Source organism: Cytobacillus horneckiae (assembly GCF_002835735.1).
GTDB lineage: Bacteria > Bacillota > Bacilli > Bacillales > Cytobacillaceae > Cytobacillus > Cytobacillus horneckiae.
Genome location: NZ_PISD01000013.1, coordinates 109,995 through 126,674, shown reverse-complemented (window position 1 = coordinate 126,674; position 16,680 = coordinate 109,995). Strand labels below are relative to the sequence as shown.

Sequence of the window (16,680 nt, the reverse complement as noted above, 5' to 3'; positions counted from 1 at the left end):
ATTCACCTGAACAAGTTGCTTTTGTGGCGCTTCGGCGCACATGCCTGCATGGACTCCGAAGCGGCTCGCTACTCCCGCCAGAGTCGAGCGGACACCTCTTCAAATCCAACTATATCTTTCGAAGGCATTCTAGTGAGGCATAAGCGCCTCCGTTTTTTATTTCACACGCAGCTTTTGCCCAGGATAAATTTTGTTGAAATCGTGCAGTTGATTGAACAGCTTAATTTGTTGTACGGTTGTTTTAAAGCTTTTTGCAATGTTTGATACAGTATCTCCGGATTTCACAGTATAGTATTGGGATTCTTTAGCTACGATTAATTTCTGACCAATGGATAAGACATTTACATCTTTAATCTTGTTAAGCTGCTGTAATTTTTTTACGGTTGTTTGATGTGTGGCTGCAATCTTTGTTAAGGTGTCGCCAGCTTTTACTATATGGACTATTTCAGAGGTGCCCTTAAAATTTGGATTAATCCAGGAGCCGGGTGCGTACGCCTTTGATGAGAGATTGAGCATTCCGCTATTCTTTTTATAAATATAATACTCTCCAGACTCTACAGTGCCTGTTGCATTCTTATTGTTTTTTGCATCTGCTGCAGTAAGATAGCCGGGAGTATGATTATGAAGCAGGTAGCTTTCTGTTTGTCGGTCGTATTTAGCAAGCTCGTTCGACTCAATGACCGTAACTACTTTATTCGCATAATTGGGGTCTGTTGCGTATCCTGCAGCTTGCACAGCTTTGGCAGCTTTTTTATAATCGTTTTCTCCAATAATCGATTGATATTTATTTCGATCCCATGAAACGCCATTTTTATATAGCCTTGCTAAATCCTCCATAGATTCATACCATGATGGATACTTCCGAAAGTGAGCATCAACATAAACTTTCTCGCCTTTGTTCACCTCCAACGTTTTCAAAACAATTGATTGACCTTCATAGGACCCTTTTATGCCAAATAGATTATTGCCTTCAATTGCTAGTTTGCTTTTTCCCCAATTGGATTCATGTATCGCTTGTGCAATGATAAGAGAAGCTAGAATATTATATTGCTTTGCTATTTTTTGCGCATATGGAGCAATAAGGCTAATAAAGTCCATTATTCCCACTCCTTTTTGATAGTATATGCTTGTCTGCCAATCTCTGATAAGGCATTACCGTTAGTATTTTGCGTAGATTTTACCTTTCTCTATTATTATATATAATAAAAATAGAAGCATTCCCGTTAGAACAAAACCTATTCCACCGATGAATCCTAATAATCGATTGGGGATAATTTCAGCTGCCACACCTGCTGCAAACATGGATAGGCCCATTAATGTATTAGAGATAGTTGTTAATATGCCAAAAATAAAACCGCGATGTTTTTCTGGCGTTTCCTTCATTAATACAGAATCAAAACATGTGTTCCCCACACCCGAACAGAATGATACAGCGATAAATGCCAGTATAGCTGCAAATATAGATCCTGTTTGACTTAACATCATTAATCCAGCACCCTCTAATACGAGCGCAACAAGGCCTATTTTTAGCAGATGCTTTTGAAGCCGCTCTGCAAAAGGGAAGCTCAGCATTAAACCGATGCCAAGTGAACCATAGAAAAGGCCAACACCTACCTCTCCTAAATGAAATTCTTGAACAGCGTATACACTTATAAGCACATTATCTATCCCGTTGAATAGCGGGACAATAATTTCAGTTAACAAAATGAGCAGGAGAACATTTGATGCGAGCATCGTTGTTTTAAATGTAGCCAGCTGCTGAAATCTTTTTTCACTTTCGTCCTGCGGTTCCTGTTCTGTTTGCTTATCCAAAACATGTAGTTTTGAAAGAAGGTTCGCTGCCAACAAGAAAGAGAGTGCATTTATAATAAATGTAAGATTCGCTCCAAAGAAATGAGTTACAATCCCTCCTGAAAAAGATCCCCCAATTAAAACTACTCCAACCATGACTTGCTCTAAACTATTCACCTTGATTATATTTTCCTGTTTTACCATAAATGGAATGGCTGATTTTCTGGTGGGAGCATATATCGCTTCACCAGCTGCGAGAAAGAAACTGGATACATACACAATCCAGATAGCTGATGGATCGTTCACAAAAATAAAAGAAACTGCAAATAGAATTCTAGATAAATCAGTAAAGACTAATATCTTCCTGCGTGAAAAACGATCAGCAAGCGCACCGCCAAAGGGTGCGAAAATAAGAAATGGAATGACCCGAATAGCTAATGCAAGCCCTACGGCCAGCCCTGACCCGGTCAAATTTAATAATAATGCGAGCAGCGCCACCTGGCTAAACCGGTCACCTATTCCATTTAACACCCCCGCTGAAAATAGCTTTAAATAGTCCTTTTCTTCTTTAAATAGTTTGACTATAGACACTTTGGGTTATCTCCTTTTTAGTAGTAAGATTATCGATTAGATACTTATCTAATTAGAAAATGCGATGCTCCTCTTTTACTGCCTCTAAGCGAATTTTACAATTAGATTATTATCTAATTAGATAATAATCTAATTTCATCTAAAATACAATATGAAAAATAACCGGCATCTCAGCCGCATTTTTCTATTTCTTGATCGTCCACTAATTCCAGTCTAATATTAATTCCTCCCACCTCCATACACTTGTAATCCACTCCTTATAAAATACAGGTTCATGGGAGACAAGGAAAACTGTATCCTAGCATGCTGAAGCATTTCTTTTGCATAATGGTCAAGATGACTGGTTGGCTTATCTAGTATAAGTATTTGCTCTCAGTCAAGTTAAGCTCGCATGATCGCCTCAAAGCAAACGAAAGTTAGTATTTTTCAAATTTATTTAATCACCGTACATATGAGTTAAATTTTCAATTGTTTCAATGCTCATTTTTATCTCTCCTCTACATAGATTCACTGGGAATCAGGAGAATAAAAGTTTAAAGAATTGGAGCACAAAAAAACAAGGCTGCATAAAATACACCTTGTCATCATTAACTGTAACCATTTTCGCTTATCCTCACCTATTTTTGGTTCCAGTTTCATTTATAAAAAAAGAGTCTGTGCATTCAATCCTAGATTATACCTTTGACTTAATAATAAGCAGACTTCACCATCATCAAGCAAACCTAAACAGCAGAAAAAAATAACATGGGTCTTCCCCTTTTAACGGACAAATGTGTCAATATATCACTTTATTTTAGGCCGTTTACATCCATTTTAGGGGGCTCTTCCATCCAGCCATTATCAATCATTACTTTAATGCCTTCGCGAATAAATTGATATATATCTTTTGCGTAAACAAAGAGCTTAAGATTTATATCATCCCTTAGGCTGAACCCTGCTCCAAATCCTTGCCCGCCTAGCCCAAAGTTACTTAAAAGGAAGATTAAATAAACCGCCATCTTATCTGAAAATGGTGGAATATTTGATTTTGTAATCGCTATACCGTTAATTGCTGAGGGGAGTATATCGCTATCAACAAGAATCTCTTCTGTCCCTTTAATTATTTCTTTACAAAGCTTTTTTCCGTTAAGCATATACTTTTGCACTTCTTGATTTTGAGCAGTTTGGGCAAAACCGGTGATTAATTGAAGACCCACCGCATTTGTTTGGATAGAATTAAATAAATAACTGAATTCTATCGTGTTCAATCCCCGCTTATTCCCTACAAGGCTGAAGCCTTTTGTATAGTTTTTATCTGTAATAAAGTTAATCGAGTTTGGCATATTTACATAGTTAGGCACTGAAAGGTAACCATTTGCCAATAAATATTCGGTGAATTCCTTATAATACTTTTGGGTGATTTTTGTAAGGTCAGTATAAAGGTCAATAATATCCTCTCTATAGGACATCGTCATATGTAATGTGTATAAGCCCATACTAATTTCTTTCAGTATTCTGCATAATAATATATCAAAGCCTTTGTCAAATAATTTTGGGGCGTTTAGATCAACATCTGCATCAGTAAATCCTTGCGGTACAGCCGCTCCCTCATCTCTAAATAATTGTTCAATGACACCGACTTTTGGGTTCAGCTCTTTCCATAGACCATTCATTAGCTTTTTTGCCTGTTTATTTTCTGAAGTCTCAATAAAATACTCTAAAATCCTAAGTATCATTGTCTTCTTCTGATAAGTCATCCATAAAGCGCCAAGTTCTGATGAGCTCATTCTTCTTTTATTAGCCATAATATAAAAATCACTCCCGACTTTCTACATTGACATTAGTTTTACAATAATGCTGACATTTATTCTCGATTTATGAAGTATTTTTCCCTATTAGCAGAACGATTTTTAATAAAAAAATAACCACTCCTTCAAAATTGATGGAATGGTTATTTTTGCATTAATTTTAGCATCTAAAAGATGACCGCATATGCATGAAACCAGAAATAATTCTTGCCATTTGTCCTTCTCTATCTCTACAATGCGTTCGTGATTGTACACAGCGGATAAGTTCTTCATCACATTCATAGCAATCGCCATACTTGTCTATACAGCGGTCATGCCTCATACAGCATGAATCAACATAATTAATCGGTGCTCCAGGTCCGCTACATCCAGGCCCGCAATAGCGATAGCCTCCTGGCAGACAGAATCCTGGTTTATTCATCCTTCTCATTTTCACACCTACTATCTTTTCTATATGCATACGCAAGTAAAAAGAGAATGGTTTGTGGGAAAACCTATACTAGAAAAATGATTTAAATTGAGATTCTACACTTCCAATAAAATGAAGACAAACACCATAAAAAAGACTGTCCAGAGCGTGCCAGTTTTCACTGACTATCTGAACAGTCGTTATGCAAAATAATTTATTTTAATTCTGCTAGCACTTCGTCGATTTTAGCAAGCTCAGATTGTAAGCCGCCGCCACCTAAGTACCAAAGTGGGCCATCTAAGTATACGATTCTTTCATTTTTGTAAGCTTTTGTTTTCTTAACGATTTCATTTTCCATATCAGATTTGATATTAGATTCTCCGCCTACCGCTGCTGTACGGTCGATTACGAATAATACTTCAGGATCAAATTCTAAAATCGCTTCGAAACCGAAATTAGAACCGTGAGAAGAGGCTTCGATATTTTCTGTTACTGGCTTGAAGCCATAAACATCATAAATATATCCGAAACGAGAGTTTGCTGCAAAACCAGATAATTTACCTTCGTTATACATAGTAACTAATGATGTTTCATAGTTACCTGCCAACTCGTTAATTTCTTCTAAAGCTGTGTCGAATTTTTTAAGATATTCGTCAGCTTCTTCTTGCTTATCAAACATTTTAGCTGCTACATCTACAGAATTTAAGAATGTATTCCAATAGTCATCTTGGTTAGTTCCGACGAATACTACAGGAGCAATTTCTTTCAATTCTTCATAAAATACAGATTGACGACCAGAGATGAAAATAACATCCGGATCAGCTTCAGCGATGTCCTCTAGTAATGGTTCTTTCAAAGTACCGACATTTGTGTACTCATCTGAAGAATAATCTTCAAGGTGAGCTGGCAGTGTAGAACCTTTAGCTAATCCTACTACTCCTTCAACACCAAGTGCATCTAATGTATCTAAGAATCCATAGTCAAAAACGACAATTTTTTCTGGCATCTTTTCAAATGTAACGTCTTCAAAGTTAATTGTACTTGCATCTTCGCTTTCAATTGAACCAATTGTTGAAGATACAGTCATCGGATAAGCTGACTCCTCCGCTGCATTCGTTTTCTCTTCAGTCGCTGTATTCTCTTTTGGTTCTTCTGATGTTTCTTCACTAGAACCACAAGCAGCAAGCATTAAAGACATAGCTAAAAATGCGCTAGCTAATTTCCATTTCTTCATGTCTCTGACCTCTCCCTATTCTATTATCTTATTTTACCATTAATGATAATCATTATCATTGATAACAATTATCATTATATGGCTTATTATCGTTAACGTCAATACTATTCTGCATAATTATTTTGAAATTTTTTAGGAAATTTACTAATTAATAGGTAATACAGTCCATATTTCGATACATATAGATGTACCCGTCCTAATGGGAAAATGACTGATATTCGCCTTGTTATATGCTCACTATATTATTTTATGTATAAACGATACAACTGCATAAATATTCATCTTATACACAAATAGATGTAATATTAAATCTCTCAAAACAAGCCTAGAGAAAAACTAACCTTTAAGTAATTTCTCTAGGCATGATTCTATGATTATACTATTGTTCTAAGCATGTGAGTTGAAGTACACGCAAATGCGGCAGCCGTTCTGTTCCTGAATTGGAATATCCATATCGTAAATTTGACGCAATGCATCTGAATTAATAATATCGTTGGTCGGTCCATTTTTCACAACCTTACCATCCTTTAATGCGACAATCCGGTCCGAATAAACTGATGCAAAGTTAATATCATGCAGAACAATGATTACTGTTTTTCCTAGCTCATCCACAAGCTTTCGAAGAATCTTCATGATTTGAACTGAATGCTTCATATCTAAGTTATTTAATGGTTCATCTAGCAATACATAGTCTGTATCCTGTGCAATAACCATCGCTATAAACGCGCGCTGTTTTTGCCCGCCAGATAATTCATCCAAAAACTTATCCTGCATATCTGTTAAGTTCATATATTCAATTGCTTGATTGACAAACTTTTCATCTTCTTCTTTGAGGCGCCCTTTTGAATAAGGGTAGCGGCCAAATTCTACAAGATCGCGAATCGTCAGTCGTACATTGATATAGTTTGCTTGCTTTAAAATCGACACTCGCTTGGCAAACTCATCAGACTTCCACTTTTTAACGTTGGTTTGATCGAGTAATACTTCACCAGTATCCGCTTCTAATAATCGACTTACCATAGAAAGAAGTGTAGATTTACCTGCACCGTTCGGTCCGATAAACGATGTGATTGTCCCCGGCTCGATTGTGACAGTTACGTCTTCAACAACAGGCTTTTTACTAAATCGCTTTGTTAAACCTTTGATTTCAATCATCCTGCTGACCTACTTTCCTTTAATAATAAATAAATGAAGTAAATACCACCGACAAAGTTAATAATAACACTTATCGTCGTACGTAGCTCAAATACATGCTCAATGAGGAATTGACCGCCGACTAATGCAATGATACTAATTAAACTTGCGCCTAAAATTAAAACAGAATGCCTGTACGACACTAAAAATTGGTAGGATAAGTTCGCTACGATTAAGCCAAAGAACGTTATCGGACCAACTAGTGCTGTTGACGTTGCAATTAAAACTGACGATAAAATCAATACATTCATTACCATGCGATCATAGTTAATCCCAAGGTTAATTGCATTTTCACGGCCTAGTGACATAACATCCAGCTTATCCATAATAAAATAGCCGAAAATAAAGGCAATCAATAAAATGCCCATTGCAATAAATAATAAATCCGCCTTTACATTAGTAAAGTTTGCGAATAACCGGCTTTGGAGACTTAAGTATTCTACCGGATCAATCATTACTTGCAAGAAGGTGACAAAGCTACCTAAAAGCGTTCCCAATATCATCCCAATTAAAAGGAGCAAATAAATAGGATGCTTATCCGCTCGGAATAAGAACCTATATAAGATTAGTGCAAATAATATCATGGCGAAAATCGCTGCACCAAAATTCATATATTTATTTAACACCCAAATCGACATTGATCCCGCAAAAAAATAAATAAGCGTTTGCACTACTTCATACATAGAATCAATCCCCATAACAGAAGGGGTTAATATCCGGTTATGTGTAATTGTCTGGAATACGACCGTCGAATACGCAATCGCAATTCCTGTTACAATCATTGCTGTCACTCGAATCATACGTTTTGGAAAGGCGTAATCAAAGCCGCCTTTTATATCATAAAATCCGTATAGTAAAATACAAATAATCGCTAATACCGCTAAAAATATCAACTTCGTACTATTTTTTCGCATATGCTCTCCCCCTAAATAACATAATTAAGAAGATCACACTACCGATTACTGCCACAGTTACGTTAACCGGAATCTCATAAGGGCGGACAATAATGCGTCCAATAATGTCACATAATAATAGAAAGACAACCCCTAATAATGCTGTATGTGGGATTGTTTTCCGCAAGTTATCACCCATATAAAGAGAGACAATATTAGGTACAATTAAACCTAAAAACGGAATAACGCCGACAGTTAGTACGACAGTTGTAGAAATGATGGCAACAAGGACAAGCCCTAGATTTAACACAAACTTATAGCTTAACCCTAAGTTCTTTGCAAAATCCTCACCCATACCTGTCACAGTAAATTTATTTGCGTAAAGATACGCTAAAATTACTACTGGAATACTTACATATAACAGTTCATAGCGGCCTGCGATAATTAATGTGAAGCTCCCCATTAACCAAGAAGAAATATTTTGAAGAATATCAGCTTCATAGGCAAAAAATGTCGTAACCGATCCCAAAATATTCCCATACATAATCCCAATAAGCGGAACAAATATGACATCTTTAAATTTTATACGATCCAAAATCTGCATAAACACCATTGTACCTACTAAGGCAAATGCAAAGCTAAAAATTACTTGCTGCGTATATGTTACATTCGTAAAGAACAACATCGAAATCATAATCCCTAACTTAGCAGCATCTAATGTACCGGCTGTTGTTGGAGATACGAATTTATTTCGACTTAAACTTTGCATAATCAAACCTGCGATACTCATTCCTGCCCCAGCTAATATAATCGCGATTAAACGAGGTATTCGACTTATTAAAAAGATTTGCGTCTTGTCAGAATCCAAGTCGAGCAAGTCACTCGGCTTTATATCAATCGCCCCGATAAATAGCGATATAAATGACAGGACTACAGCTGCGATTATTAACATCCATATTCTCATTTGTAATCCTCATAATGTGTTTATTCTCAGTCTGACAATTGAAAACGATTATCATTCCAAGTACGAGTTCAATTATATATAAAGAAAAATCTAAAATCAACACCGAAATACTAGAGCCAGCTTAAAAGAAAGATAATTTCGTATTTAACGAGTTTTGTAGTAAAAGACAAAAAAAGGCCATTCCCGAGACGGCCTTTGAAGAAATTGAACTTAGCAGTACTGAAGATTGCATGGAGCAGAAGGAGTATCCCCCAACATTTAGACATCAATCCAAAATCTTTGATAATCCTTTGCCTTTATGAACAAAATGGATGTATGATGGTTTCTATATCCGCCAGCATCTGTTCTTATTTAATGGTATGATGCAAATCTTCAAACGATGGATGCCAATTTCAAATAATAAAAGAAAGGAAGATTTCTTTGAAAAAACACACTGCAAATGACTGGATAAGAGAGCTAAAACTTGAACCACATTCTGAGGGAGGATTTTTCAGCAGCACTTTTTCATCTGCAGAAACAATTAACGGAGATAGAAGCCTTTATACGAGCATCTATTTCCTGCTAAGATCCGAAGATGTTTCCCATTTTCATCAATTAAAGTCAGATGAGCTTTGGTATTTTCATGAGGGCAGCCCACTAACGATACATATGATTCATGAAAATGGTGTATATGAAGAGGTTCATTTGGGCCTGAATATAGAAAAAGGGGAAGTCCCTCAGGCTATGGTGCCTAAAAACACAATCTTCGGATCAAGTGTCTTGCAGAAGGACGCCTATTCGCTTGTAGGCTGTATGGTTTCCCCTGGCTTTGATTATGCTGATTTTAAATTATTTACTCAAGATGAACTTCTTAGCAAATACCCGCAGCATAAAGACATTATCCTAAAGCTGGCTTATGAGGTGCTACCTAACTAGCCTCCTATTTTATTTTTGATGAACGGACCATTCCTATTATAATCGGGATGAACGTAGCAGCTAGCAAGACAGGCAAAAACCACATGCCAAGCGAGTCAGTCCAACCTAAAGCTACGCGAATGGATTGTACTAGTAAATAAGCAAACATAATTAAACATAAATTTTTTATGCTATTTAACAGCTTCCTGCTGTTCAAATAAAAGGCTTCAGCATTTGATTCATTTAAACGCTCAGGATAATTATGCACATGAGGAAACCTTTCTAGAATCACAAGCGTAAACCATAGGAATAGTCCGATGATTGGCAGTATAAACAGTTCAAACTTGGATCCCCAACGGTCAACTTCACCCGCTGCATTATAGTGGCCTGGTACTTGATCGGGGATCTGTCCCCAATAAAAGATCAAAAAGATGATTGCTCCTAAAAATATGGTCCCGCCTAAAATATCCCAAACCAGTTCCGTCTTCGTCTTCGGTATCTTTAATACAGGTCGATTCATATATTTAAATGTCCTTTCCTTTTTACTTATACTTACGGTTAAAAAGGAAAATGGTTTCATCTATAAAGGCAGATATTTAAGTATGAATTAACCCTTCCTTTTATGTATTTCTAAAATAATTCCTTCAATATAAATAGGGCAGTTAACCATATGAAAATCGCAGAGCATTTATTTATAACAATTAGTATATGACCTGAATGATCAAACCGTTTCATCATCCTCCCTGCCAATGCCAATCCGAAAAACCAGCACCATGATACGATCATACATGTCACAGTAAAAATCCATTGATCATATGACTCATACCTCAGTGCACTTGTGCCAATCACGCCTACCGTATCGAGAATAGCATGCGGATTTAATAATGAAACAGAAAGCGCAAACAAAATTTGCTTCCTAGCAGACATCACTTCTAATCTTTCCGCTGCCATTGGCTTTGTTCGCCACATCATAAACCCCATATATATTAAAAAAACAGCACCTGCACCCATTAAAATCCATCTTAATTGTTCCACTTGGCTCACTATCGCTGATATTCCCAATACTGACAGCAATATTAAAATCGAGTCACAGACCGATGCAGTTAAAATAGCCGGTCCTGCCTTCCAATAAGTATGCTGCTGTGCTCCTTGTGAGAATATAAATACATTCTGCACGCCTAACGGCAAAATAAGCCCAAGCGCCAAAATTAATCCATGTACAAACGGCTCCAATTGCAATTCCTCCTTTCCCCTTCATTATATTTATGATAAAAAGAAAGAAAACAACCAATTGGATGGATTAACAACCAACCAATTTCAAGGAGGAATGAACGCTGTGAACTGGAAGCCAAACCGCAATTCACACTTGTCTCTCCACGTACAAATCATTGATTGGATAAAAGAAAGAATTAAGACCGGAGAATGGACAATTGGGACAAAGCTTCCTTCTCAAAGGAAGCTTGCTGAACTATTTGAGGTCAATCGAAGCACCATCATTCATGTGCTAGAAGAGTTAACCGCAGATGAATTAATTGAAACGAAGCCTGGCAGCGGCACCTATGTATGCAATAATAGCTGGAACGTTCTATTAAAAAGCAAGCAGCCTCACTGGGAAAAGCATATTTCTGAAAGTATTCACGAACCAAATTATCATACAATCCAGCTGATAAACGAATTTGAACATGACTCGCGCATCATACGATTAGGGACTGGAGAATTATCGCCTGCGCTTTTACCAGTATCAACAATTGAAGAGTCACTAAAGGAGATTAAACTCCATCCACGGGAGATTGGCTATTCAGAGCCAAAAGGAAGCTTAAAACTCAGAGCTGCTCTTAGTCAGCACTTAAAAAGGCGACAGCTTCAAGCTTCCCCTGAAAATATTTTAATCGTATCGGGTGCCCTTCAAGCGTTACAGCTCATTTCTTTAGGATTGCTTCAAAGAGGCTCTATCGTATGGCAAAAAGCACCGTCATATTTGAACTCTGTTCACCCTTTTCAATCTGCTGGTATGGAGGTTGTTTCATACAATCAGGATGAGCAGCTTAAAAATAGGAGTAAACTAAGGCAATCTATTTTGTACACTGTCCCTACTCTTCATAACCCTACAGGCAGCACACAATCGCTGGAAGAAAGAAAACAACTGCTTTCACTCTGCAAATCACTGCAAATCCCCATCATTGAGGATGATGTTTATCATGAACTAAATTTTGAAGATTGCGCTCCTCCAGCGATAAAATCGCTCGATGATACTGGACAGGTCTTATATGTAGGCAGTGTTTCCAAGACATTAAGCCCCGGCCTTAGAATTGGCTGGATGGTTGGCCCGCAGCCTGTTATCGATAGATTGGCTGATATCAAAATGCAGACAGATTATGGTTCAAGCGCGATTTCACAGCAGTTGGTTGCTCATTGGATTGAAACAGGCCTTTATGAGAACCACCTCATCAGCCTAAGAAAGAAACTTCAAAGCAGAGCCAGCTTCATGCACTCCCTATTACTGAAGCATTTTCAAGGTCTTGCAACGTGGAACGAACCGACAGGCGGTTTCTATATATGGCTGAAACTTAATCACCCAATCGTAAATAAACAGCTCTTCCTAAAACTTTTAAAGCAGCAAGTGTTAATCAATCCTGGCTATATCTATCAATCATCTGATTATCATCACCTCCGGCTCTCCTATGTTTATTCAGATTTTAAGCAAATAGAGGAAGGTCTGCTCACCTTAAAGAAATTGATAACAGCCCCTTCAGACTAATATCTAAAGGGGCCCTACGGAATGTACATGACTATAAAGATGGAATTGTTAAACAGCTAAGACCTGTTCCCTCGACTTAATCACAGATACCCAGTGATTAATCGGCTGAATAAAATTTTGCAAGTGCGACAGCTGTTTATTTGATGATAGCGCAACCACTAACAAGTTAATTGATTGATAGTTAAGATCATTAACAAATAAATCAAGAAGAGTCGCCTTCATATTCATGATATCGAGATGAGGAAGAAATTGATTTAAGTGCTTTGCTTCGGTTTCTATTTCCTCTAGAGACTCACAGTTTTCAGACAGCTGATTTACAGACTGCACAAACTCATTATATTCATCACTGGAATCACGCTTTATTTTCTCAGTCCAGCGAAAGGTCTCCGGTTTATTTGGTTCTAAAGGTGAATAATATCATAAAAAGCTGCCGACAGTTTGATCGACAGCTTTTTTATGCTCTTTAGTTCATCGTTAAGCCATTATCTACGACAATATTTTGACCAGTTACTGCTCTGGCACCTGGTGAAGCCAAGAAGGCAACCATTTCTGCCACATCTTCAGGCTGAGTCACACGCTTCATTGCTGAGCTCTCAGCCACAATCGTAAAGACCTCTGGTGTAGTGACAGCACTTGCATCAGTTGTTTCAAGCAGACCGCCAGAAACCATATTTGCAGTAATGCCGTATTGTCCCAATTCTTTTGCCATATTGCGAGTAAAACCGATTAAAGCAGCCTTAGCTGTTGTATATTGGTGATAAGCAACAACAGGGTTTTGAAATAAATTTGTTCCTATTTGAATCACTCGGGCGTGACTTGATTCTTTTAATGAAGGGAGAGCAGCCTGAATTACATTCAGCGAAGCCTTCACCGCTCCTTCCAGCTGTTCATTATATTGTTCCCAAGTTAAGTTTTCTACTGAAGCCTGAGCAATTGGATCAAATTTAAAATTAACGAGTGCATTATTAATGACAATATCGACTGGTCCAAATTTCTCCTCCGCTTCTGCAACCATTCTCTCCACCTCTGCCTTTTCCCTAACATCTGCCTGGATGGCAATGGCCTGATCTTGACCGATTTCAGCAGCTACTTTTTCTGCCTTCTCTTTGCTGCTGGCATAATTAACAATCACATTGCAGCCCTGCTGAGCTAGCTTTCTTGCAATTGCAGCTCCTAAACCTCGGCTGGCACCTGTAACTAAAGCAACTCTTTTACCCATGAAAACAACCCTCTTTTATATCAAATTATTAAAATATTTACAGGAAGAAATAGATGACACAACATAAAAAGCTCCCCAATGAGGGGAGCTTGAGCATACAAATATCTTTACTTTACGCTGCTATGTACATTGCTCCCTACGATCGTATGAACGAACAGGTTCAAAGGGTCAGGTTTTAACCTTCTCAACTCGACGAGTCCCCCTGCGATTATTTTAATTACAGCCATCTTATCACGGGATTTAGCGATAGACAATCCTATTCAATAAGATATTTATAAAATTCTTAAATCCGAAATTTTAGACGTAGGAACATCCTATTTATCTATTAAAATAATAGTTCTATTTAATCTTTCCTGAATTTTCTAAATATCGTACGATAGCTATAAATGTAATAAATAGGAAGGAGGTTCGGTATGTCTGAGAAAATAATTAATCGACGTAGGTTCTTAAAATATCTTGGAGTTAGTGCTATTTCCATTACTGCATCGAGTATTCCATTGCAAGTTTTTGCGGATCAAACAAATCCTCCACCAATTGAAGGTGATGAAAATAGCTTGCCTCTCGATCCTAATGAGTGGAACGATGTCTTTCTAGAAGAAGAAGCAGAATTACCGCAAGATCCGAATATACTTTTAGTAGATATTGATTCTTTAGTCAAATAACAATTAAATCTATCTTAGGAGAAAATGATATGGATTTTACTGTACCAATTAGCTTAGACATGTTAAGAGTTGCAGCAGGTGAGATCGGAACATTAGAAGGACCTAATAATGACACCAAATATGGAAAATGGATAGGAATGAATTACCAACCATGGTGTGCAAGTTTTGTGAGTTGGTGTGCAGCAAAATCAGGAAATAGCGATTTATTTACTAGGAGTGCTAGCGTTGAATATCATCGAAGTTTTCTTCATAGGCAATTTTATGATAGAGACTTAATTTTATATTCTGCAAAAAGAGATCCAGATTTTGAAAAGTCTGTTGTGGGTGGGCTTATTTTTTTTAGAGAGGGTAATTTTTGGTCACACATAGGAATTATAGAGAGATATGATCATAAACATCAAGTGTTCTCTACTATTGAAGGCAACACCTGGCCAGGTGTACCATTAATCTCCTCTGCTCATGGAGTATTTAGAAGATATAGGTATTTAAGTGCCAGCAACTTCGCTGGAATAGCCGTCATTGATTATAGTAGAAGTGGCACTGCGCCACAAACAGGCGGAATGGTCCCGATCGGATTACCATATGATAGTAGCGGGTCTTCCTCTTTTCCTGGTTCACGATATTTTTATATTGGCGCTTATAATAATTATGTAACTTTGTTAGGGAAAATGTTAGTAAAAGCAGGATATGGAAGTTACTATACAGTAGGTCCTGGGCCAAAATTCACTTCTGCTGACCAACAAGCATGTGCCGCATTCCAAAGAGCTCAAGGCTGGTCAGGTAGCGATGCGGACGGAATACCAGGTCCAAGCACTTGGAGCCGTTTAACAAGTATTTATGGTTCAGGAAATTCATATACACAGCCATCTTTTCCGGGTACACAGTATTTTAGGGTGGGTGCTTCGAATCAATACGTTACGATGTTAGGTGTGCAATTGGTTAAGGCGGGCTTTGGTAAACATTATACAGTAGGACCAGGGCCTACTTGGGGTGAAGCTGATAGACTGAACTGTCAAGAATTCCAACGCGCACAAGGCTGGACAGGCAGTGATGCGGATGGATATCCTGGCCCTTCTACTTGGCAAAAGCTTTTTCAAATAGCGGGAAGTACTCCTAATATATCTAATTTTCCTGGAATACACTTTTTTGGTTCAGGGGCTAATAATGAATATGTTACTGCTATGGGAAAAAAATTAATCCAAAAAGGATATGGTCAATATTATTCTGTTGGTGCTGGTCCAAAATGGAGTGAAGCTGATCGAAAGGCATGTCAGGCTTTTCAAAAAGCTCAAGGGTGGACAGGCAGTGATGCGGACGGATATCCAGGGCCATCTACTTGGTCAAGACTTTTCTCTTAAATACTTATTCGATAGGATAGAAAAACAAAATGCTTTCCTATTAGGAAACCACCCTGACTGTCGAGTCTTTTTACGGGTGGTTTTTTATTTGGATTTTTAGAGAAAACAAGCGACAATTAATATTTAATTTCCTCCCCATAGGTAATAATCATATTTTTCAAAGTCCATTTCATGCTTAAGGTATCGCTGGAAAAATTCTTTCTGCGAAGCGTTAATAGAAAAAGAACCTGTCACTGGATGTTCATTTGATAATTTTAAAGCCCTTTGAAGTTCTTCCCTTAAAATTCCTTTTACCTCTTCATCTCCGACAATCGTTTCCTCTTCTTTTAATCCCCATTCAACCGTTCTAATGATGTCTTCTTCACCTATCTGATAAGGAGAAGGATAGCACTCGGCAAATAAGCCGTTTTCTTTTGCAGATGCAATTGCATAAGGCGTTTCTTTAACTGTGCCGATATACATATAATAATCCCAGCCGAAATGAATGAATGTGCGATTCGTTGCAACGAGCTGGCAATAGGCAAAGTCTCTTAAAACCATTCTACCTATGGTCGGGACATCATCCAGCTGAACAACCTTATCCTCCTGCATGGCCATTTCATTAAATTTCTGTTCATATAAAGACGATGCTGAATCCATTTCCCGATGTTCCACCATAAACATCCTCATCGTTTCCACCTGACATTCCTCTAAAAATGACATGATTGTATCAATGTATGCTTGTTCTACATTCAAATAATGCTCCAACGTCAATAATTCTCCGTTAAAAGTCCCTCCGATATCGGACGGACTAATCCACTCATCGACTGCATAATATCCATTAGCATCCCGATTCGCTGGATTATATTTAGTCACTCTTAATTGATATGGCCATTGGTTAGGCAAATAACCCCTCCTTTTACTTATATAGTTTGATTATGCAAAAT

17 protein-coding genes and 1 riboswitch are annotated in these 16,680 nt (G+C 37.6%); of the genes, 4 read left to right on the top strand and 13 right to left on the bottom strand.

Annotation, left to right across the window (positions count from 1 at the left end; all coding sequences use genetic code 11):
• Positions 1-156: 156 nt before the first annotated feature.
• The 8 genes from CWS20_RS07330 to CWS20_RS07295 all read right to left on the bottom strand — a co-directional run bounded on the left by CWS20_RS07330 (position 157) and on the right by CWS20_RS07295 (position 8,863).
• Complete coding sequence (locus CWS20_RS07330; RefSeq protein WP_066192771.1) at positions 157-1,098, bottom strand: glucosaminidase domain-containing protein; 942 nt, start codon at positions 1,096-1,098, stop codon at positions 157-159.
• A 60-nt stretch (positions 1,099-1,158) separates the two neighbouring features.
• On the bottom strand, positions 1,159-2,382 hold the full coding sequence (locus tag CWS20_RS07325) for an MFS transporter (protein ID WP_066192768.1): 1,224 nt from the start codon (positions 2,380-2,382) through the stop codon (positions 1,159-1,161).
• 788 nt (positions 2,383-3,170) lie between these two features.
• Positions 3,171-4,166: a DUF3231 family protein gene (locus CWS20_RS07320; RefSeq protein ID WP_066192766.1), complete on the bottom strand. Its 996-nt coding sequence runs from the start codon at positions 4,164-4,166 to the stop codon at positions 3,171-3,173.
• 163 nt (positions 4,167-4,329) lie between these two features.
• Positions 4,330-4,599 carry a phospholipase A2 family protein gene (locus CWS20_RS07315; RefSeq protein WP_083957229.1) on the bottom strand — a complete coding sequence of 90 codons (270 nt, stop codon included), beginning with the start codon at positions 4,597-4,599 and terminating at the stop codon, positions 4,330-4,332.
• A 193-nt stretch (positions 4,600-4,792) separates the two neighbouring features.
• Positions 4,793-5,812 (bottom strand): siderophore ABC transporter substrate-binding protein, encoded by a 1,020-nt coding sequence (locus tag CWS20_RS07310; RefSeq protein WP_066192762.1) that lies wholly within the window; start codon positions 5,810-5,812, stop codon positions 4,793-4,795.
• A gap of 387 nt (positions 5,813-6,199) precedes the next feature.
• Complete coding sequence (locus tag CWS20_RS07305; protein WP_066192759.1) at positions 6,200-6,967, bottom strand: iron ABC transporter ATP-binding protein; 768 nt, start codon at positions 6,965-6,967, stop codon at positions 6,200-6,202.
• Positions 6,964-7,920, bottom strand: a complete 957-nt coding sequence (locus tag CWS20_RS07300; protein WP_066192758.1) for an iron chelate uptake ABC transporter family permease subunit — start codon at positions 7,918-7,920, stop codon at positions 6,964-6,966. Before CWS20_RS07300 ends, CWS20_RS07305 begins: the two co-directional genes overlap by 4 nt.
• Positions 7,907-8,863, bottom strand: a complete 957-nt coding sequence (locus CWS20_RS07295; RefSeq protein WP_066192756.1) for an ABC transporter permease — start codon at positions 8,861-8,863, stop codon at positions 7,907-7,909. The genes CWS20_RS07300 and CWS20_RS07295 overlap by 14 nt, the downstream gene beginning before the upstream one ends.
• A gap of 420 nt (positions 8,864-9,283) precedes the next feature.
• Here CWS20_RS07295 and CWS20_RS07290 point away from each other — a divergent pair, with 420 nt between their 5' ends.
• Positions 9,284-9,778, top strand: coding sequence for a cupin domain-containing protein (locus tag CWS20_RS07290; RefSeq protein ID WP_066192754.1), 495 nt, complete (start codon positions 9,284-9,286; stop codon positions 9,776-9,778).
• Positions 9,779-9,782: 4 nt separating this feature from the next.
• On the opposite strand, the gene CWS20_RS07285 is transcribed toward CWS20_RS07290, so the two are convergent.
• Both CWS20_RS07285 and CWS20_RS07280 read right to left on the bottom strand, forming a co-directional pair.
• Positions 9,783-10,277, bottom strand: a complete 495-nt coding sequence (locus tag CWS20_RS07285) for a DUF1648 domain-containing protein (RefSeq protein ID WP_066194218.1) — start codon at positions 10,275-10,277, stop codon at positions 9,783-9,785.
• Positions 10,278-10,387: 110 nt separating this feature from the next.
• A complete protein-coding gene (locus CWS20_RS07280) occupies positions 10,388-10,990 on the bottom strand; it encodes a LysE/ArgO family amino acid transporter (protein WP_066192752.1) in 603 nt (200 codons plus the stop codon).
• Between the two features lie 103 nt (positions 10,991-11,093).
• Here CWS20_RS07280 and CWS20_RS07275 point away from each other — a divergent pair, with 103 nt between their 5' ends.
• A complete protein-coding gene (locus CWS20_RS07275) occupies positions 11,094-12,515 on the top strand; it encodes an aminotransferase-like domain-containing protein (RefSeq protein WP_066192750.1) in 1,422 nt (473 codons plus the stop codon).
• Positions 12,516-12,563: 48 nt separating this feature from the next.
• Here the strand turns inward: CWS20_RS07275 and CWS20_RS07270 are convergent, their stop codons facing one another.
• Positions 12,564-12,842, bottom strand: a complete 279-nt coding sequence (locus CWS20_RS07270; protein WP_066192748.1) for a hypothetical protein — start codon at positions 12,840-12,842, stop codon at positions 12,564-12,566.
• Positions 12,843-12,978: 136 nt separating this feature from the next.
• Positions 12,979-13,734, bottom strand: a complete 756-nt coding sequence (locus CWS20_RS07265) for a 3-oxoacyl-ACP reductase (RefSeq protein ID WP_066192743.1) — start codon at positions 13,732-13,734, stop codon at positions 12,979-12,981.
• A 116-nt stretch (positions 13,735-13,850) separates the two neighbouring features.
• A riboswitch (TPP riboswitch) is annotated at positions 13,851-13,948 on the bottom strand.
• Positions 13,949-14,147: 199 nt separating this feature from the next.
• Here CWS20_RS07265 and CWS20_RS07260 point away from each other — a divergent pair.
• Together CWS20_RS07260 and CWS20_RS07255 are read left to right on the top strand one after the other, a co-directional pair.
• The gene (locus CWS20_RS07260) at positions 14,148-14,396 is read left to right on the top strand and encodes a hypothetical protein (protein ID WP_066192741.1); all 249 of its coding nucleotides are present in this window, start codon (positions 14,148-14,150) and stop codon (positions 14,394-14,396) included.
• A 29-nt stretch (positions 14,397-14,425) separates the two neighbouring features.
• Positions 14,426-15,754: a peptidoglycan-binding protein gene (locus CWS20_RS07255; protein ID WP_066192740.1), complete on the top strand. Its 1,329-nt coding sequence runs from the start codon at positions 14,426-14,428 to the stop codon at positions 15,752-15,754.
• Positions 15,755-15,877: 123 nt separating this feature from the next.
• Here the strand turns inward: CWS20_RS07255 and CWS20_RS07250 are convergent, their stop codons facing one another.
• Positions 15,878-16,639 carry a DUF7683 domain-containing protein gene (locus CWS20_RS07250; protein ID WP_066192738.1) on the bottom strand — a complete coding sequence of 254 codons (762 nt, stop codon included), beginning with the start codon at positions 16,637-16,639 and terminating at the stop codon, positions 15,878-15,880.
• Positions 16,640-16,680 lie beyond the last annotated feature (41 nt).